Here is a 16,809-nt window from a genome sequence, read left to right as displayed (position 1 = left end):
CCGCTCCGACCACGTCAGAAGCCGCCGGCCTTGGCCCCTCTCAGAAAAGCGTCCCACTCCGCCGAAGAGAAGGCGAGGTGGCCGGCCTCGGCGTGCTTGGAGTCACGGATGGCAACGGCGTGGGAGGAGTCGGCGACTTCGACGCAGTCCTGGTCTTGTGCACTGTGGCTGCTCTTCCGATAGTCGGAGGAGGCCACTTCCACGCAGTTCTGATCCTGTGCGCTGTAGCTGCTCTTCCGGAAGTCAGGGAAGGATGCCACTTCCACGCAGTTCTGCGAGTGGGCGCTGTAGCTGCTCTTGCGGAACGTCAGGTCGGCACTCATGATTCGCTCTCTGGTGCTCTGAGGAGGTCGGTGATGACGGCGGCGGAGCGCGTGGTGCTCAGCGCGGATCCTTGGATATCGCCGAAGGTAGCACTGTGGGCTTCGACCTCTTCCGGGTCCTCCAGGAACACCCCTTCGCCTGCGGTGTCGATGTAGACGATCGGGAGATCGAGGGGATCGGGGAAGTCCAGGAGAGTGAACGGCGCCCCTAGAGCAGCGTGCGCCCCGGCGTCCAAAGGCAGGACCTGGACGTCGATGTTGGGCAGCTGCGCCATGTAGAGCAGGTGCGCCAGCTGCCCACGCAGCGTCTCGGTACCGCCGATCGGCCTCCGGAGCGCGGCTTCGTCGATGACCGCTCGCAGGCGGGCCGGCTCGGGACGGGTGAGGATGTCCCGCCGGGCCATACGCGCCTCCACCTTCTGCCGAACCGTTTCGGGGTCGGTGTAGCGGCCGCCTTTGAGCAGCGCCTCAGCGTACTGAGGTGTCTGCAGGAGCCCTGGGACGATCTGGGCCTCGAAGGTGCGGATGAGGGATGCTTCGGCCTCGAAGTCGGGCAGGGCGTGGTCCGAGAAGACCTTCTTGTACTTGGACCACCAGCCGCGCTGCCGAGCATCCCGGGCCAGCGCCTGCATCCCCTCGCGCTCCGCCTGATCGGTGACGCCGTAGAGGTCCATGAGCCTGTCGAGATCATTCGGGCTGATCCGCTTGGTCTCGGTGGTCTCCATCTTGGAGACCTTGCCCGCACTCCACTTGAACTTCGCGCCTACCTGGGAGGTGGTGTAGCCGGCCCGTTCGCGGGCTCGGCGCAGCATGGCCGCGAGCCGGCGGAGCCGGAGCGTGGGGCTGTGGGGAGTGGTCATGGGAGAACCCTAGCGAAAGAAAACTCTACTTCGTAGGCGAAAGCTATTGCAGAACTCTACGATGTCGACTTAGCGTGGCACATGTAGTCAGTGACCGATACATCACTCCGAGTACCCGATGGTCACGCTACCTGGGTGTCCGCTGCCCTGACCGGTGATCGAGCGAGTCCGTGCGGGCGCCTTCCCCGATCCTGTCCACTGCTCTCGCAGGAGGAGTGTGTCCGCATGCCCGCTCTGGCCCCCGTGCCGCCGCTGCCCGAGGTGACCGTCGCGCTGGACGACCTGATCCCGCCCGGATACCGGCACTACTTCAACCGCCGCCCCGACCGCCCCTACTACTCCACGCGCCGCTACGACTTCCCCGGCCGGCCCGGGTTCCTGCCGCTGGTCCGCGCCTTCCTCGACACCTGCGCCGCCGAGCACGACCGCGACTACCGCTACCTCTTCACCCTGCTCGGAAGCGAGCTGGCGACCAACGCCATCGCGCACTCCCGCTCCGGCCGCCCCGGCGGCAGCTACTCCCTCGTGGTGCGGCGCGGTATCGGCGGGCTCACCCTGACCTGCCGCGACGACGGCACCGTCCCGCCCGGGGTGCTCACCACCGCCCGCGACGACGCCCCGCTGCGCCCCGAGCCGCTCGGCATCGAGAAGGCGCGCGGCCGCGGCCTGGCCATGGTCGCCGTGCTCGCCAGCGCCTGGGGCGACAACGGCCGGGCCTCCTACCGCCACGTCTGGTTCCACCTGGCCTACGACCTCACCGGAAGCGCCTGGAACGCCTCCTGAAGGCGGACCACCGCGCACAGGTGCCCGCCCCGCGCTGGAGGGGGCGGGGCGGGCGCCTCACTCCGGCCTTCTCCTCTCCCCTCTCCCCGATCCGCTCTGACTTTCCGAGGTGATTCCGCATGGCTCCGTCGATTCCGCCGGTCTCGACCATCGACCGGCTGCACGCCCGCACCGCGCGCCCGCGCGGGAGGCGGTTCAGTGCCCCCGGCGGCCCCCGGACCGGCACCGCCGCCGTGCCCGCTCCCCGGCCGCCGCTGCTGCTCTCGCCCCATGCCCGCGCCGCGCCTCCGGTGCCGGACTGGCTGCGGTCCGCACACGAAGAGCTCGGACCGCCCCCACCTCGCATCGGACGGCATCGGGCCCCGGTGGCCGGCGGGTTCGACTCTCCCCTGCCCGTTCCCCCGCCCCCTTCCCGCCCCGCCCCGGAGGCGGGACGGCGCCGCCGCAGGCGGGACGGGCACCGGGCCGCGCTGGAGGCGTTGGCCTTCGGGGTGCCGTTCGCCGCCATGGCCACCGCCGCGCACCTGCTCGGGCTGCTCGGGTAGAGCGCTCGGACGCCGCCGTGCACCACCGGCCTCCCCGCCCGGCCGATCATGGCGTGTACTGAGAACCCATATTCGGAAACGCGTCGGGGAGGCCCGCATGGTCTGGAACGAGCACCGGAGGCTGCTGGCCGCGCCGGTGGACGAGGTAGGGGCGCTGATCGATGGGCTGGCCTCGGACCGGGACCCGCTCTGGCCGGATGAGGACTGGCCGGCGATGCGCTTCGACCGGCCGCTGGGGGTGGGCGCCCGCGGTGGGCACGGGCCGGTGCGGTACAGCGTGGTGGAGTACCTGCCGGGCCGGAGGATCCGGTTCAGGTTCGAGGCGCCGGCCGGGTTCCTCGGGCACCACGGGTTCTCGGTCGAGGAGACCGACGGCGGCGTGCTGCTGCGGCACCTGCTGACCGTCCAGCCGGTGGGACCGGCGCGGGTGAGCTGGCCGCTGGTGTACCGGCCGCTGCACGACGCCCTGCTGGAGGACGCGCTGGACAAGGCCGAGCGGAGCCTCGGCCTGGGCGGCCCCCGCACCGAGTGGAGCCCGCTGGTGAAGGCGCTGCGCGCGGCCGCGGAGCGGCTCTGATCCGCCGCCGGGCGCGATCCGCGGTGGGATGATCTTGTCCGCTCCGGCGGCCGGCCGGGGCCGGTGCCGAGGGGGCGGGAGGGTCCGATGGCCGACGGGGACCTGGTGGGGCGGGAGGCGGAGGCCGCCCGGATCGACGGGCTCCTAGAGCAGGTCCGCGGCGGGGGCGGGGCCCGGCTGGTGGTGCGGGGCCGCCCCGGGATCGGGAAGTCCGCGCTGCTGCGGTACGCGGAGGCCGCCGCCCCGGTCCGGGTGCTGCGGGCCACCGCCGACGAGGCCGAGGGGCGGATGGCGTTCGCCCTGCTGCACCAGCTCCTCCGCCCTGCCCTGGGGTTCGCCGACGCCCTCCCGGAGCCGCAGCGGGACGCTCTGCGCGGCGCACTCGGCCTCGGTTCCGGGGCCGACGACCGGTTCCTGGTGTCGGCGGCGGTCACCTCGCTGCTGGCCGAGGCCGCGCAGCCGGGCGGCCTGCTGTGCATCGTCGACGACGTGCACTGGGCCGACCGCGCCTCGGCCGACGCCCTGCTGTTCGCCGCCCGCAGGCTGGACGCCCACCCGGTCGGGCTGCTGTTCGGCGCCCGGGAGGACCCGGACACCCGCCACCTGCTGCGCGGCCTGCCCGAGCTGCGGCTGGACGGGCTGGGCGGCGCGGACGCGGCCCGGCTGCTGGCCGAGCACGCCCCGGAGCCCCCGGCCCCGGCCGTCGCCGCCCGGGTCGCCGAGGCGACCGGCGGCCACCCGCTGGCGCTCCGCGAGGCGGCCCGCCTGCTCACCCCCGCCCAGCTGACCGGCGCGGCGCCGCTCCCCGACCCGCTGCCCGCCGGGGAGGGCGTCACCGCGCTCTACCGGGAGCGGATCGCCGGCCTGCCCGCACAGAGCCGGTCGGCGCTGCTCGCGGTGGCGCTGGACGGCTCCGGCGACCCCGCGGTGGGCGGCTCGGCCGAGGCGTTCGGCCCGGCGGAGGAGGCCGGGCTGGTGGAGCTGGGCGCGGGCGGGGTGCGGTTCGGGCACCCGCTGGTCCGGTCCGCGGTCGTCGCCTCCGCCTCCGCCGCCGAGCGGCGCGCCGTCCACCGCCTCCTCGCCGGCCTGCTGGAGGCGCGCGACCCCGACCGGGCGGCACGGCACCGGGCCGCCGCCGCGGTGGGCCCGGACGAGGACGCCGCGGCGGCGCTCGCCGCCGCCGCGGACCGGGCCGGGGCGCGCGGCGGGCACGCCGACGCCGCCGGGGCGTACCGGCTCGCCGCCGAGCTGTCGCCGCCCGGGGAGGCCCGCGCCGGCCGGCTGCGGGACGCCGCCGAGGCCGCCTGGCTCGGCGGGCTGCCCGGCCAGGCGCAGAGCAGCCTGGCGGCGGCCCGCGCCGAGGCCCGCGCCCCGGAGGCGCGGCTGGCCCTGGAGCGGCTCCGCGGCCGGTTCGAGCTGGCCTCGGGGGACGCCGCCGAGGCGCTGCGGATCCTGCTCGCCGCCGGGGAAGCCGCCGCAGAGGGCGCCATGGAGGACACCGCCGACGGGCCCGCCCCAGGAGAGGGCGCCGCCGGGCCGCTCGCCTGGCGGGTGCTGGCCGACGCGGCGGAGGCGGCCGCCTACGTCGGCGACACCGGCGCCGCCGCCCGGGTCGGCGCGCTCGCCGAGGCGCTCCCCGTCCCCGGCGGGGGCTCCGAGCGGTTCCTCCGCGACGTGCTGGCCGGCGACGGGGCGCGGGCCCGGGGCGATGCCGGGCGCGGCGCCGCCCTGCTCCGCGGCGCCCTGCGCGGCCTGCCCGCCGGCGAGGACGACCCCGCACTGCTGCTCTGGGCGGCCTCGGCGGCGAGCATGCTCGGCGACGCCTCGGCGGCCGCGGCGTACGGGGCGCGCGCGGGCCGGGCGGCGCGGGTCGCCGGTGTCGCGGGCACCCTGCCGGTGGTGCTGGAGAACGCCGCGACGAGCGAGCGGTTCAACGGCGACATCGCGCTCAGCGCCGCGCTGTCCGAGGAGGGGCTGCTGCTGGCCGAGGAGTCGGGGGCGGTCAACTCCGCCGCCGCGCACCACGCCAACCTGGCCGTCTGCGACGCGCTGCGCGGCCGGGAGGAGGGCTGTCGCGCGCACGCCCGGGAGGCGCTGGCCGTCGCCGTCCCGCACCGGCTGGGGCTGCGCGCCGGGGTCGCGGTCTACGCGCTGGGCCTGCTCGACCTGGGGGCGGGACGGTTCGCCCGGGCGCACGAGCGGCTGGCCCCGCTGGCCTCCCCGGCTCCGGGCATGGGCGCCCCGGTCAACGCCTGGGGTTCGGCCGCGGACCGGGTGGAGGCGGCGGTGGCCGCGGGCGACCTCGGCGCGGCCCGGGAGGCCACCGCGTTCCTGGCCGGGTGGACGGCGGAGCGGGAGGCGCCGCGCGCCCGGGCGCTGCTCGCCCGGTGCGAGGCGCTCACCCTCCCGGACGCGGAGGGGATCGGTCTGCTCCGCGAGGCCCTGGAGGCGCTCGCCGGGGTGGACGGGGCCGGTTTCGACCGGGCCCGCACCGCGCTGCTCCTCGGCGAGCGGCTGCGCCGCGACCGCCGCCCGGCCGAGGCCCGGCCGCACCTGCGCGCGGCCGCGGAGGCGTTCCGGCGGATGGGCGCGGCGCCCTGGGAGCGGCGGGCCTCCGGGGAGCTGCGGGCCGCGGGCGAGGCCGCGGAGCCGGCCGCCCCCGGGGCGCTGGACGCGCTCACCCCGCAGGAGCTGCGCATCGCCCGCCTGGTCGCCGAGGGCGCCTCCAACCGGGACGTCGCGGCGCGGCTCTTCCTGAGCCCGCGCACCGTCGAGTACCACCTGTACAAGGTGTATCCGAAGCTCGGCATCGGCTCGCGGACCGAGCTGGCCCGGCTGCTGGCCCCGTAGCGGGGCCCTTGTCCGCCCTCGCCGGGCGCCGATATCCTGCAGGGCTCTCCGCACAGCGGCGGAGTGCGGCCCGGAACGGGCCCCGAACGGAGACAGGGAGCGTGGTCGCCGTGGAACGGTCGACCCGGCCGCCCGCCCGGAGGTTCCGGGAGTCCGGGCGGCGGGTTCCGGAAGGAACGAGATGTCCCGTACGGACAACACCAAGCCGCTGTGGGTGCGGCAGATAGAGCACGGCCCCCGACCGCTCCACGACCACCGGTACGGCCCCTGCGACCTGCCCCCGGGACCGACCCGTGAGACCCCCGGCACGCGCTGCCGCTGGGAGGACCCCGGCGTGATGCTCGGCTGGAGCTGCTGCGCCGGCTGCAACCGGCGCTCCTGCACCAGGGAGTGGCAGCGGATGGTCAGGGCCGAGAACCGCAGGGAGCGCTACGCGGGCCGGCGCGAGGCGCGCCGCGCCGCCGAAGAGCACCGCGGCTGACCCCGGTCGGCCCCCGGGGCGGCCCGCCGCGGCCGCCCCGGGGGCCGCTCAGGCGGGCTGCTCGGCGGAGGCCAGCAGGCGGAGGCGCTCCTCTGAGGCGGAACCGGGCTCGGGAGAGTAGACGAGGAGGAACCGGCCGGGGTCGGCGGGCAGCGGCAGCTTCTCGAAGTACAGGTCCAGCTCGCCGACGCGGGGGTGGCGCAGCCGGTGCGCGCCGTTCGGGGCCTCCTTGACCTCGCGGGCCTCCCACAGTTCGCGGAAGAGGGCGCTGGACCGCTGCAGGCCGGTCACCACCGCGCAGAGCCGGGGCTCTTCGGGGTCGCGGCCGGTGTCGGCGCGGAGCCGGGCGACCACCTCGGCGCGGAGCAGGCCGGCGTCTGCGTGCAGGGCGGCGGTGCCGGGGTCGGTGAAGAGCAGCCGGGGCAGGTTGAGCTCGGCCTCGGGGAGGTCGTCGAGGCCGGGCCAGAGCCGGCCCATCAGCGGGTTCCAGGCGAGGATGTCCAGCCCCCGGCCGAGCACCGCCGCGGGCACCCCCGCCATGGCGTGCAGCAGCGCGTGCAGTTCGGGGCGGACGGTCTGCCGGGGCACGTCGGGCGGGGTGCAGGGTTCGGCCGGGCGGGCCGCCCGGGTGGAGCGGCGGACCGCGTTCCCGGCGAGGTTGTGCAGGTAGCGGCGCTCGTCCGCGGAGAGCACCAGGGCGCGGGCGAGCGCCTGCAGCACCTCGTCCGAGACGGCGCCGCCGCGCCCCTGCTCGATGCGGGTGTAGTAGTCGACGCTGACCCCGGCGAGCTGGGCGACCTCCTCCCGGCGCAGCCCGCGGACCCGGCGCCGGTTGATCCCGCCGGGCAGGCCCACGTCCTCCGGGGCGAGCGCGTCCCGGCGGGCCTTGAGGAAGAGGCTCAGTTCTGCGGCCGATTGCACCATGCACCGAAAATAGCCGTTCCTGGTACCGGCGGACCCAGGTCGCGGCGGGCCTGGTCCCCCCGGCGCGGACCCGGGACGGTGGTCACCGCGGCGGGCCGCGCGGCCCGCCGGAACCGGACCACCACTGCATGGGGGCGAACTGTCATGGAGCGACGCATTCTCGGCGGCACCGGGATCTCGGTCAGCGAGTTCGCGCTGGGCACGATGATGCTCGGCGCGTGGGGCACCGCCGACCACGGGGCTGCGGCGCGGATCGTGCACACCGCGCTGGACGCGGGGATCGACTTCGTCGACACCGCGGACATGTACTCCGACGGCGAGTCGGAGGTGATCGTCGGCAAGGCGCTCAAGGGGCGCCGGGACGACGTGGTGCTGGCCACCAAGTTCCACAATCCGATGGGCCCGGACGCCAACCACCGGGGCAACTCCCGCCGGTGGATCGTGCGGGCGGTGGAGGGCAGCCTGCGCCGGCTGGACACCGACTGGATCGACCTCTACCAGGTGCACCGGCCCGACCCCGACACCGATCTGGACGAGACCCTGTCCGCCCTGTCCGACCTGGTCCGGGCGGGGAAGATCCGGGCGTACGGCACTTCGGCGTTCCCGGCCGAGGAGCTGGTGGAGGCGCGGTGGACCGCCGAGCGGCGCGGCCACGTCCTGCCGCGCAGTGAGCAGCCGCCCTACTCGATCCTGGCCCGGGGCATCGAGGCGGGCGTGCTGCCCACCGCGCAGCGGTACGGCATGGGGGTGCTGACCTGGAGCCCGCTCAGCGCCGGCTGGCTGTCCGGCCGGTACGGCGGCCCGGACGGCGCGGACCCGGGCGAGGCGCACCGCAGCCCGATGCTGGGCAGCATGTACGACACCGCGCTGCCGGGCAACGCCGCGAAGCTGGCCGCCGTCACCGAGCTGAAGAAGGTCGCCGCGGACGCCGGGGTGCCGCTGCCGCACCTGGCGCTGGCGTTCGTGCTGGCGCATCCGGCGGTGACCTCGGTGCTCATCGGCCCGCGCACCCAGGAGCAGCTGGAGGGGCTGCTGGCCGGCGCGGGGGTGCGGCTGGACGGCTCGGTGCTGGACCGGATCGACGAGATCGTCCCGCCCGGCACCGACGTGGTCCGCGACCCGACCTTCCACCTGCCGCCGGCCCTGGCGGAGAAGCGGCTGCGCCGCCGCTGACCCGGGGGGCACCGGGGACGGCGGGGGCACCGGGGTCCACCGGCGCCGGCACCAGTGGTCCTACGGATGGCACCGGCGGCCCGCCGCGGAAGAGTGGTCTCCGACGGAGAACGACGGAGGAGGCGCTTTGACCGCTCAGGAACACATGCTCGCGGTGAACGGCATCGAGATCCACGCCGAGGAGTTCGGCGACCCGTCGCACCCGCCGGTGCTGCTGGTCATGGGGTCGATGTCGCAGGGCGCGGCGTGGCCGGACGCCCTGGTGGGGCGGATCGCCGCGGCCGGGTACCGGGTGGTCCGGTACGACCACCGGGACACCGGCCGCTCGTCCGCCATCGACTTCGCGGCCGCCCCCTACACCTGGGAGGCGATCCGGGACGACGCGCTGGGCGTGCTGGACGCGCTCGGCATCGGCTCGGCCCACCTGGTGGGCCACTCGGCGGGGGGCCTGCTGGCGCAGTGGATCGCCGCGCTCCGCCCGGAGCGGGTGCGGTCGCTGACCGTGATCGGGTCCTCCCCGCTCGGCCGCGGGGAGGGGAAGGTGATCATGCGCGCCCTGGCCGGGGAGGCCCAGCCGGAGGGCTCCCTCCCCGGGCCGAAGGCCGAGTTCGTCGAGCTGTTCCGGAAGGCGTTCGCCGCGCCGCCGGAGGGGCGGGAGGAGCTGATCGCGTTCCAGGTGGAGACGGCCCGGGTGCTCAACGGCCCGAACCTGCCGTTCGACGCCGACGCCCAGCGCCGGCTGGAGGAGCGGCTGCTGGACCGGGACCGCGACCCCGCCACGGTCGCCAACCACCGCCTCGCGGCCGCCGCCGACCCGGACTTCGAGCCGGTCGGCCTGCTGCCCGGGATCACCGCGCCGACCCTGGTCATGGAGGGCGCCTGTGAGCCGGTCAAGCCGGGGCACGGCCCGCTGATCGCCGCGGAGATCCCCGGCGCCCGGATGCACTTCGTGCCGGACATGGGGCACCCGATCGCGCCGGAGGCGGTCGCCGAGGTGGCCGACACCGTCCTGGGGCACCTCGGCGCGGCGGACGGCCCCACCACCGGGTAGGCCCGCCCGGCGCCGGCGCCCCGTTCCCCGCCCCTCCGGGCGGGGGCGGGGCGCCGGTGCCCGAGGGGCGATTCAGGAGGCGTAGTAAGCGCGGGCGCGCGGGCCGCAGATCAGGCAGATCTTGAGGATGCACAGCGCCAGCGGGACGAGCGCCAGCAGGTTGAGGAAGAGCAGGTTCACCAGGTAGCCCAGGGCGAGCAGGACCTGGAAGAGCACGATGCACAGCGGCCACAGCCGGGAGCGGCGGCCGGCCACCGCGGACAGGAAGAGCGAGGCCAGGCCGGTGACCCCGGGGACCCCGATGAACAGGCCGATCATCACGGCCATCACCTCGGGGTCGACGCCCTCGTCCGCCATGAACTCCAGCGCGACCCGCTGCGCGTCGGAGAGGTCCGACACCTCGCCTGGGGACATGCCCATGACGGCGCCGAGCAGTACGGCGACGGCCAGCGCGGTGAGCACGCCGAGGCAGCCGCCGAGGAACATCAGCACGCGCACCGCGGTGACGCTGCCCGGGATCGGCGGCGGCTCCTGCTGAGCCGGCGGGCCGTAGGCGTACTGGGGGTGGGGTGTGTACACGGAGGTCTTTCTCCATTCGGTTCCGGCCCGCCGGTGGGCGGGGGTCGGTGGGCGCGGGCGCGCGGGGTGGGTCTCAGATCACCGGCGGGGGTCTCCGCCCGCCCGCGGTGGAGCCGGCCCCGGCGGGCCCGGGGCCGCCGCGGGACCGGCGGCCGGCTCCCCGGAGCGGGGGCCGGGCGGCGGACCGGGCGGGTCGAACCGCAGGTGGGAGGGCGGAGCGGTGTGGAGACCGCCGCGGCGGGTAATCCGAGTGCATCGGCCCCTTTCCCCTGCGGTCCCGGCGTACTCCGGTCTGACGGCCGGAGCGGCGGAACGGTTCATCCCCGCGCCGGAATCGGGCGCGGCGGAACGCCCTGCCCCGTCGCTTACCGGCGACCCTGCGTAAAATGCCGCGGGATAGGGCCACGTGCACGAGTCGATCTCCGAGGAAGTCCAGCGGTGTCTGTTCGCTCCCCCCAACCCGATCCCGCGTCCGGCGGCGGCCGAGGGCCCGTCCCCGACCCGTTGGGCGAACTCAGCGCGGAGGCACTGATCCGCCGGGAGCGGCCCGCGCCCAAGGGCGGTTGGCGCCGCGCGCTCTACACCGTGACCGGCGGCCGGTTCAACCCCGGGGAGTCCAAGACCGAGCGGCGCCGCCAGGAGCTGGAGGCGTCGGTGGGCCGGGCGGTGCTGCCGGAGGAGCACCAGTCCATCGTGGTGCTCGGCGCGGACCCGGGGGTCGGTGCGACCACGGTCGCGCTCGGCCTGGGGTCGGTGCTGGCCGCGCACCGGGGCGACCGGATCATCGCGGTGGACGCGGAGGCCGAGCACGCCCCGCTCACCGAGCGGCTCCCGCTCAAGTGGCACGCGGAGCTGCCGCTGCAGGACCTGATCGCCTCGAAGGAGGCGGCGGTCCGGTTCTCCGACATGAACCGGTTCACCGCGCAGACCACCGGCGGCCTGGACGTACTGGCGTCCCGGCCGGAGGACACCGCCTCCCGCCCGCTGGGCCTGGAGGGGTTCCGGCGGATCTCGGACTCGGTGGAGCGGCACTACCCGGTGCAGCTGGTCGACGCCGGCAGCGGGCTGGGGCAGCCGGCGATGCCCGCGGTCCTGGCCCGGGCCACCCGGCTGGTGCTGGTCTGCGCCCCGACCAAGGAGGGCGCCGGGCGCGCCGCCACCGTGCTGGACGAGCTGCGCGACCTGGGCTTCGACGAGCTGGCCGCGGGCTGCACCATCGTCGTCGACCGGGCCGGCACCGGGCCCGGGGTGGAGGACCTGCGGCGGCAGCTGGCCGACCGGTGCGCCGGGGCGCTCCTGCTCCCCGAGGACCCGCAGCTGTCCGCGGGGCGGCCGGTCGAGCTCGGCGGGGTGCGCGCCGCCACCGCACTCGGCCTGCTGGAGCTCGCAGTGGAGATCACCGAGGGGTTCGGCCGGGCGCGCGGGGGCGCCGGCGGCCGGCCCGAGGGGGCGTGACCCGGTGGGGCGGGCCCGGTGAAGGCCCGCGGCCCGCGCCGCCTGGACCCGCTGCTGCCCGGCGACCCCGCCGAGGTCGGCGGGTACCGCCTGGTGGGCCGGGTCGGGTCGGGCGGGATGGGCACCGTCTACGCCGCGACCGGTGACGGGCTCCGCGGCTACCTGGCGGTCAAGGTGGTGCACGAGCGGCACGCCGGCGACGGCGCGTTCCGGCGCAGGTTCGCCGCGGAGGCGCGGCTGCTCGCCCGGGTGAACAGCCCGTGCGTGGCCCGCTTCGCCGGGGCCGACGTGCAGGCGGAGCGGCCCTGGCTGGCCACCGAGTTCGTGCCCGGGCCGACCCTGCGCCGGCACGTGGAGCGGCACGGCCGGCTCCGCCGCGGCATGCTGTTCGCGCTCGCCGTGGGGTGCGCCGACGCGCTGCGCGCGGTGCACGCGGTGGACGTGGTGCACCGGGACCTGAACCCGGGCAACGTGGTGCTCTCCCCCGCCGGCCCCAAGCTGCTCGACTTCGGCATCGCGCACCGGGAGACCAGGGAGGACGCCGTCCGCTGGCTGCGGCTGCGCCGGTACCGCCGCGCCGTGCGCGACCTGCGGCTGCCCGATCCGGCGCCGGAGGGCGAGGAGCGGCTGCCCGGACCGCGCGACCGGTTGGGCACCCCGGGGTGGATCAGCCCCGAGCAGTACCGGGGCGGCGGGGTGACGGCCGCCTCCGACGTGTTCCTGTGGGGTGCGCTGGTGGCGTACGCGGCCTCGGCGCGCGACCCGTTCGGGGTGGCGGCCCCGGCCGAGCTGGCCCGCCGGGCGGTGCGCGAGGCCCCCGACGTCGACCGGCTGCCGCCCGCGCTGGAGGGGCCGGTGGCCGCGGCGATGGCGAAGGACCCGGGGGACCGGCCGCCCGCGCCGGAGCTGCTCGGCGCGCTGCTCTCGGCGGGCGGGGCCGACGGGGCGGGCAGGGCGGAGCCCCCGGCCGGCCCGACCGGGCGCGCGGCGGCGGTGCGCGAGGTGCTCCGCCGGGACTGGACCGGGGTGGCGGTGCGGCCGCCGAAGCCGCCGCGCCGGAGCCGGTTCCACCCGCCCGCGGGGTAACGCCCGCACCCCGCCCCGATGATCTTGACGTTGCGGGGGTATCAGGACGCTCCGAAGCCCCCGCAGCGTCAAGATCATCGAGGTAGCGGCGGGAGGTCCTCGCCGAGGACGGCGAGCAGGCGGTCCCGGTCGGCGCGGCGCAGGCCGGCGACGACGCGCTCGTAAGAGTGCCGGACCATTTCGGCGATCTCGTCGTCGGGCACCGAGCCGTCCAGGTCGACGCTGTTCCAGTGCTTCTTGGCCAGGTGGTAGCCGGGGCGGACGCCGGGGAACTGGGCGCGCAGCTCCAGGGCGAGGCCGGGGTCGCACTTGAGCGAGACCTGGGCGGTGCCGCGCCTGCGGTCCTCGCCGACCAGGGCGAACATCTTCCCCCGCACCTTGTAGACCAGGATGCCGGGGCCGAACGGCTCGGTCTCCTCGGCCTCGGGGAACCACAGCGCCATGTCGATGATCTGCTCGGGTGTCACGGTGCCGCCGCCTTCCGCTTCTTCCGCCGCTCTTCCGCCGCCGATGGCCGAAGCCTAGAATCCGAGACCGACAGTGCAGGTGTAATCGTTTTCCATCTCCCCCGAGAGTGAGCACATGCCCTTTCCCCCGCTGCGCCGCGCCGCCGCCCCCGCGCTGCTCGCGGCCGTCCTGCTGGCCGTACCCGCCCCCGCCTGGGCCGATCCCCCGCCCGAGCGGGCCGACTTCACCCTGACCGTGCTGCACGCCAACGACCTGGAGTCCGCGCTGCTCGGCGCGCCCGCCGACGAGGCCTACGGCGGCGCGGCCCGGTTCACCGCGCTGATGGACCGGCTCCGCGACGAGGAGCGCCGGCCCTCCGCCGCCCAGGACGGCGAGTCCCGGCGCCGCGGCGTGGTCACCCTCTCCTCCGGGGACATGTACCTGGCCGGCCCGGAGCTCTCGGCCAGTGCCGAGGAGGGCGCACCGTTCTACGACGCGATCGCCGCCGCCCGCACCGGCTGGGACGCGATCGCCTTCGGCAACCACGAGTTCGACTTCGGCCCGGACTTCTACGCCGGCTACATCGAGGCCTACCGGGAGGCCGGCGGCACCGCGCCGTTCCTCTCCGCCAACACCGACGTCTCCGCCGAGCCGCGCCTGGCCGAGCTGGCCGCCGACGGCGCGATCGCCCCGAGCACCGTGCTCAAGGAGCGGGGCGAGGAGATCGGCGTGGTCGGGGCGCTCACCCCGCAGCTTCCCGCCATCTCCAGCCCGCGCGGTGTGGTGGTCGACCCGGAGGTCGCCTCGGCCGTGCAGGGCGCAATGGACGACCTGACCGACGAGGGCGTCGACAAGATCGTCCTCATCTCGCACCTGCAGGACGTGAACAACGAGCGCGCGCTCGTCTCCGAGCTGCGCGGCGTGGACATCGTCATCGCCGGCGGCGGCGGGGAGGTGCAGGCCGGCCCGGACACGCCGCTGGTCCCCGGGGACACCGTCACCGAGGACCCGCAGACCGGCGAGCCGATGGGCTACCCGCTGTGGGCGCAGGACTCCGCGGGCGCCGAGGTCCCGGTGGTCCAGGCCAACTCCGACTACAAGTACATCGGCCGGCTGGTCGCCGACTTCGACGCCGAGGGGAACCTGCTCCGCATCGCCGACCGCTCCGGCCCGGTGCGCGTCTCCGGCACCGGGGAGGACGCGGTCGAGCCGGACCCGGAGGTCCATGCCGAGGTGCACGAGCCGGTGCGCGAGCACCTGGACGCGCTGGCCGAGGACGTCGCCGCCACCTCCGAGGTGCCGCTGGACGGCGTCCGCGACCCGGGGGTGCGCACCGCCGAGACCAACCTGGGCGACCTGGTCGCCGACGCGGTGCTGGCCGCGGGCCGGGCCAAGGCCGGCGAGTACGGGGTGCCCGAGCCGCAGCTCGCGCTGCAGAACGGCGGCGGGATCCGGAACAACTCGGTGCTGCCCGCCGGGCCCGTCTCCGAGCTGGACACCTACTCCGTGCTGCCGTTCACCAACCAGGTCGCGGTGGTGCCGGAGCTGCCCCGCTCCCAGGTCAAGGAGCTGCTGGAGAACGCGGTCTCCCGGATCCCCGCGGCCGACGGGCGGTTCGCCCAGGTGGCCGGGGTGGAGTTCGGCTACGACGCGAGCCGCACCGCGCAGGTGGTGGACGACGCCGGCCAGGTGCTCACCCCGGGCGAGCGGGTCCGCGACGCCGTGCTGGACGACGGCACCGTGCTGGTCGCCGACGGGAAGGTGGTCGAGGGGGCCCCGGTCACCGTGGCGACGATCGACTTCCTCGCCGCCGGCGGCGATCAGTACCCGTTCCGCGGGGCGGAGTTCACCCCGGTCGGGACCGTGCACCAGCAGGCGCTCTCCGGCTTCCTCCGCAACGACCTGGGCGGCGCGGTGACCGCGGCCGACTACCCGGAGGGCGGCGAGGGCCGGATCACCCGGCTGGACTGATCCCCGGCTCGGACCCTCGGCCCTGTGCACGCTCCGCCATCCGCAGGCGGAGCGAGCGCAGGGCCGTGGTCCACTGCCCGCATTCCTCGGCGTCCCCGCCGCATGCGGTGATGAAGGCGCCCACCAAGGCGACGGTGAGCTGCTCCGTCCCCTCCAGGGTGCGCCGGAACCGCTCCGCGGTGCACACGCCCCCGGAGCGGTAGGCCATCTCTCGGTAGGAGGGATCGCCCGCCCGCGAGCGGTATTCGCGCATCGCCTCCAGGAACTCGTCGGGGGTCCGGGCCCCATAGGGGACCGGGGCGCCACCGGGGACGCGGACGTTCGGTTCGAAGGGCACCATCGCACCTCCGCCTTCGGGGGTCAGTGGAGCGGCTGCGGGAGGCGGCTCGGGAGTCGGTCTTCGGTTCGTACCAGGACAACGAGCCGGACGGCCGTTCCGTTCCCCTCGGAGCGGACCCTACATCCCCGGGGGCCCCGGGTTCATTCCGCGGCGGCCGGGATGACGCTGCCGGCGTACTCCTCCTCGATGAACGCGACCGTCTCCGGCGCGGTGAGCAGCTCTGCGAGGGCGGTGACGCGCGGGTCGCCGGCGTTGTCGGAGCGGGCGGCCAGCACGTTGACGTAGGGGCTGCCCTCCAGCTCCTCGACCAGGACGGCGTCCTCGGCGGGGTTCAGCCCGGCGTCCTGGGCGTAGTTGTTGTTGACCACCGCGGCGTCCACGTCGTCCAGCGAGCGCGGCAGCTGGGCCGCGTCGACCTCGCGGAACTCCAGGCCGCGCGGGTTCTCCTCGACGTCGGAGAGGGAGAAGGAGCCCTCTTCGGCGTCCTCGGCGAGGGTGACCAGGCCGCCCTCCTGGAGCAGCAGCAGCGCCCGGTACTCGTTGGTGGGGTCGTTGGGCACCGCGACCTCGGCGCCGTCCGGCAGGTCCTTCGGGTCGTCCACGGTGTCGGAGTAGAGGCCCAGCGGGGGCAGGTAGACGTCCTGGACGGCGACCAGGTCGGCGCCGTTGCCGGCGTTGAACTCCTCCAGGAACGGCTCGTGCTGGTAGAGGTTGGCGTCCAGCCCGCCCTCGGCCAGCGCGGCGTCGGGGGCGATGTAGTCGGAGTACTCGACGATCTCCAGGTCCAGGCCGGCGTCGGCGGCGAGCTCGTCTTGGACGAAGGCGAGGATCTCGCCGGCGGGCACCGCGGTGGCGCCGACCCGCAGGACCTCCCCCTCCCCGGAGGCGCCCGCCGCGTTCTCCGAGGGGGCGCCGCAGGAGGCGGCCGCCAGCGGGAGGGCGGCGGCGAGGGCGGCGAGGGCGGTGCGGCGGCGCATGGCAGGGGATCCTTCTGCTCGCGGTCGGGGGCGGGACGGCCGCACGGATCGCGGCAGGTCATCCCTTATTTCCTATTCGCCCGATCGTAAATCAAGGGTTCCGGTGCCGACCACCCTCCGTGACCAACGGCACAGAGCCCGGCGCCGGGGGCCGCGCCGATCGGCCGGGGGCGGAGCCGCCCCGCCCCGAACGCGCCTTATCCTCGGTAGGAGGCGATGCCGGGACGACGAAGGAAGCACGGGGGGCCGCCCCTCCCTGCCCGGCCGCGTGGCAGAACAACGGAGGATTCACACCCATGGTCGGTACCGTCGCAGCCGTGCTGATGTTCATCAGCCTCCCGATGATGCTCATCGCCGGCATTCTCGGAGCGTTCTTCACCAAGACCT

17 protein-coding genes are annotated in these 16,809 nt (G+C 75.7%); 10 read left to right on the top strand and 7 right to left on the bottom strand.

Annotated features, from left to right (window positions below; genetic code table 11):
* Positions 1 to 14: 14 nt before the first annotated feature.
* The gene (locus D459_RS0121055; protein WP_017594987.1) at positions 15 to 323 is read right to left on the bottom strand and encodes a DUF397 domain-containing protein; all 309 of its coding nucleotides are present in this window, start codon (positions 321 to 323) and stop codon (positions 15 to 17) included.
* Entirely contained in the window at positions 320 to 1,183 is an 864-nt protein-coding gene (locus D459_RS0121050) for a helix-turn-helix domain-containing protein (protein ID WP_017594986.1), read from the bottom strand. Before D459_RS0121050 ends, D459_RS0121055 begins: the two co-directional genes overlap by 4 nt.
* A gap of 225 nt (positions 1,184 to 1,408) precedes the next feature.
* Between D459_RS0121050 and D459_RS0121045 the strand changes: the two genes are divergently transcribed.
* The 5 genes from D459_RS0121045 to D459_RS0121025 all read left to right on the top strand — a co-directional run bounded on the left by D459_RS0121045 (position 1,409) and on the right by D459_RS0121025 (position 6,419).
* Entirely contained in the window at positions 1,409 to 1,966 is a 558-nt protein-coding gene (locus tag D459_RS0121045) for an ATP-binding protein (protein WP_017594985.1), read from the top strand.
* Positions 1,967 to 2,085: 119 nt separating this feature from the next.
* Positions 2,086 to 2,511: a hypothetical protein gene (locus tag D459_RS0121040; protein WP_026120611.1), complete on the top strand. Its 426-nt coding sequence runs from the start codon at positions 2,086 to 2,088 to the stop codon at positions 2,509 to 2,511.
* A 97-nt stretch (positions 2,512 to 2,608) separates the two neighbouring features.
* Positions 2,609 to 3,088: an SRPBCC family protein gene (locus D459_RS0121035; RefSeq protein ID WP_017594984.1), complete on the top strand. Its 480-nt coding sequence runs from the start codon at positions 2,609 to 2,611 to the stop codon at positions 3,086 to 3,088.
* An 87-nt stretch (positions 3,089 to 3,175) separates the two neighbouring features.
* Entirely contained in the window at positions 3,176 to 5,938 is a 2,763-nt protein-coding gene (locus D459_RS0121030; RefSeq protein WP_017594983.1) for a helix-turn-helix transcriptional regulator, read from the top strand.
* Positions 5,939 to 6,119: 181 nt separating this feature from the next.
* Positions 6,120 to 6,419: a hypothetical protein gene (locus D459_RS0121025; RefSeq protein ID WP_017594982.1), complete on the top strand. Its 300-nt coding sequence runs from the start codon at positions 6,120 to 6,122 to the stop codon at positions 6,417 to 6,419.
* Between the two features lie 48 nt (positions 6,420 to 6,467).
* On the opposite strand, the gene D459_RS0121020 is transcribed toward D459_RS0121025, so the two are convergent.
* The gene (locus D459_RS0121020; RefSeq protein WP_017594981.1) at positions 6,468 to 7,343 is read right to left on the bottom strand and encodes a helix-turn-helix transcriptional regulator; all 876 of its coding nucleotides are present in this window, start codon (positions 7,341 to 7,343) and stop codon (positions 6,468 to 6,470) included.
* Positions 7,344 to 7,487: 144 nt separating this feature from the next.
* Between D459_RS0121020 and D459_RS0121015 the strand changes: the two genes are divergently transcribed.
* Together D459_RS0121015 and D459_RS0121010 are read left to right on the top strand one after the other, a co-directional pair.
* A complete protein-coding gene (locus tag D459_RS0121015; protein ID WP_017594980.1) occupies positions 7,488 to 8,516 on the top strand; it encodes an aldo/keto reductase in 1,029 nt (342 codons plus the stop codon).
* 127 nt (positions 8,517 to 8,643) lie between these two features.
* Positions 8,644 to 9,567 (top strand): alpha/beta fold hydrolase, encoded by a 924-nt coding sequence (locus D459_RS0121010; protein ID WP_241485087.1) that lies wholly within the window; start codon positions 8,644 to 8,646, stop codon positions 9,565 to 9,567.
* Positions 9,568 to 9,639: 72 nt separating this feature from the next.
* On the opposite strand, the gene D459_RS0121005 is transcribed toward D459_RS0121010, so the two are convergent.
* Positions 9,640 to 10,146: a hypothetical protein gene (locus D459_RS0121005; protein WP_017594978.1), complete on the bottom strand. Its 507-nt coding sequence runs from the start codon at positions 10,144 to 10,146 to the stop codon at positions 9,640 to 9,642.
* Between the two features lie 504 nt (positions 10,147 to 10,650).
* Between D459_RS0121005 and D459_RS0121000 the strand changes: the two genes are divergently transcribed.
* Positions 10,651 to 11,601, top strand: a complete 951-nt coding sequence (locus tag D459_RS0121000) for a P-loop NTPase family protein (protein ID WP_017594977.1) — start codon at positions 10,651 to 10,653, stop codon at positions 11,599 to 11,601.
* A gap of 18 nt (positions 11,602 to 11,619) precedes the next feature.
* Complete coding sequence (locus D459_RS0120995) at positions 11,620 to 12,687, top strand: serine/threonine-protein kinase (RefSeq protein ID WP_017594976.1); 1,068 nt, start codon at positions 11,620 to 11,622, stop codon at positions 12,685 to 12,687.
* Positions 12,688 to 12,761: 74 nt separating this feature from the next.
* Here the strand turns inward: D459_RS0120995 and D459_RS0120990 are convergent, their stop codons facing one another.
* Positions 12,762 to 13,154, bottom strand: coding sequence for an MmcQ/YjbR family DNA-binding protein (locus D459_RS0120990; protein WP_017594975.1), 393 nt, complete (start codon positions 13,152 to 13,154; stop codon positions 12,762 to 12,764).
* 115 nt (positions 13,155 to 13,269) lie between these two features.
* Between D459_RS0120990 and D459_RS0120985 the strand changes: the two genes are divergently transcribed.
* The gene (locus D459_RS0120985; protein ID WP_017594974.1) at positions 13,270 to 15,105 is read left to right on the top strand and encodes a bifunctional metallophosphatase/5'-nucleotidase; all 1,836 of its coding nucleotides are present in this window, start codon (positions 13,270 to 13,272) and stop codon (positions 15,103 to 15,105) included.
* Here the strand turns inward: D459_RS0120985 and D459_RS32315 are convergent.
* A complete protein-coding gene (locus tag D459_RS32315; protein ID WP_017594973.1) occupies positions 15,089 to 15,445 on the bottom strand; it encodes a hypothetical protein in 357 nt (118 codons plus the stop codon). The genes D459_RS0120985 and D459_RS32315 overlap by 17 nt on opposite strands.
* A 140-nt stretch (positions 15,446 to 15,585) precedes the next feature.
* On the bottom strand, positions 15,586 to 16,422 hold the full coding sequence (locus D459_RS0120975) for a MetQ/NlpA family ABC transporter substrate-binding protein (protein ID WP_017594972.1): 837 nt from the start codon (positions 16,420 to 16,422) through the stop codon (positions 15,586 to 15,588).
* Positions 16,423 to 16,809 lie beyond the last annotated feature (387 nt).

It is taken from the genome of Nocardiopsis potens DSM 45234, assembly GCF_000341105.1.
In the GTDB taxonomy this organism is placed as follows: Bacteria; Actinomycetota; Actinomycetes; order Streptosporangiales; family Streptosporangiaceae; genus Nocardiopsis_A; species Nocardiopsis_A potens.
This window is presented reverse-complemented; position numbering and strand designations above follow the sequence as displayed.

Coding starts and splice junctions, on each gene's coding strand:
- D459_RS0121015 (WP_017594980.1), top strand. CDS start 7,488: ATGGAGCGACGCATTCTCGGCGGCACCGGGATCTCGGTCAGCGAGTTC.
- D459_RS0121020 (WP_017594981.1), bottom strand. CDS start 7,343: ATGGTGCAATCGGCCGCAGAACTGAGCCTCTTCCTCAAGGCCCGCCGG.
- D459_RS0121025 (WP_017594982.1), top strand. CDS start 6,120: ATGTCCCGTACGGACAACACCAAGCCGCTGTGGGTGCGGCAGATAGAG.
- D459_RS0121030 (WP_017594983.1), top strand. CDS start 3,176: ATGGCCGACGGGGACCTGGTGGGGCGGGAGGCGGAGGCCGCCCGGATC.
- D459_RS0121050 (WP_017594986.1), bottom strand. CDS start 1,183: ATGACCACTCCCCACAGCCCCACGCTCCGGCTCCGCCGGCTCGCGGCC.
- D459_RS0120975 (WP_017594972.1), bottom strand. CDS start 16,422: ATGCGCCGCCGCACCGCCCTCGCCGCCCTCGCCGCCGCCCTCCCGCTG.
- D459_RS0120985 (WP_017594974.1), top strand. CDS start 13,270: ATGCCCTTTCCCCCGCTGCGCCGCGCCGCCGCCCCCGCGCTGCTCGCG.
- D459_RS32315 (WP_017594973.1), bottom strand. CDS start 15,445: ATGGTGCCCTTCGAACCGAACGTCCGCGTCCCCGGTGGCGCCCCGGTC.
- D459_RS0121045 (WP_017594985.1), top strand. CDS start 1,409: ATGCCCGCTCTGGCCCCCGTGCCGCCGCTGCCCGAGGTGACCGTCGCG.
- D459_RS0121040 (WP_026120611.1), top strand. CDS start 2,086: ATGGCTCCGTCGATTCCGCCGGTCTCGACCATCGACCGGCTGCACGCC.
- D459_RS0121055 (WP_017594987.1), bottom strand. CDS start 323: ATGAGTGCCGACCTGACGTTCCGCAAGAGCAGCTACAGCGCCCACTCG.
- D459_RS0121035 (WP_017594984.1), top strand. CDS start 2,609: ATGGTCTGGAACGAGCACCGGAGGCTGCTGGCCGCGCCGGTGGACGAG.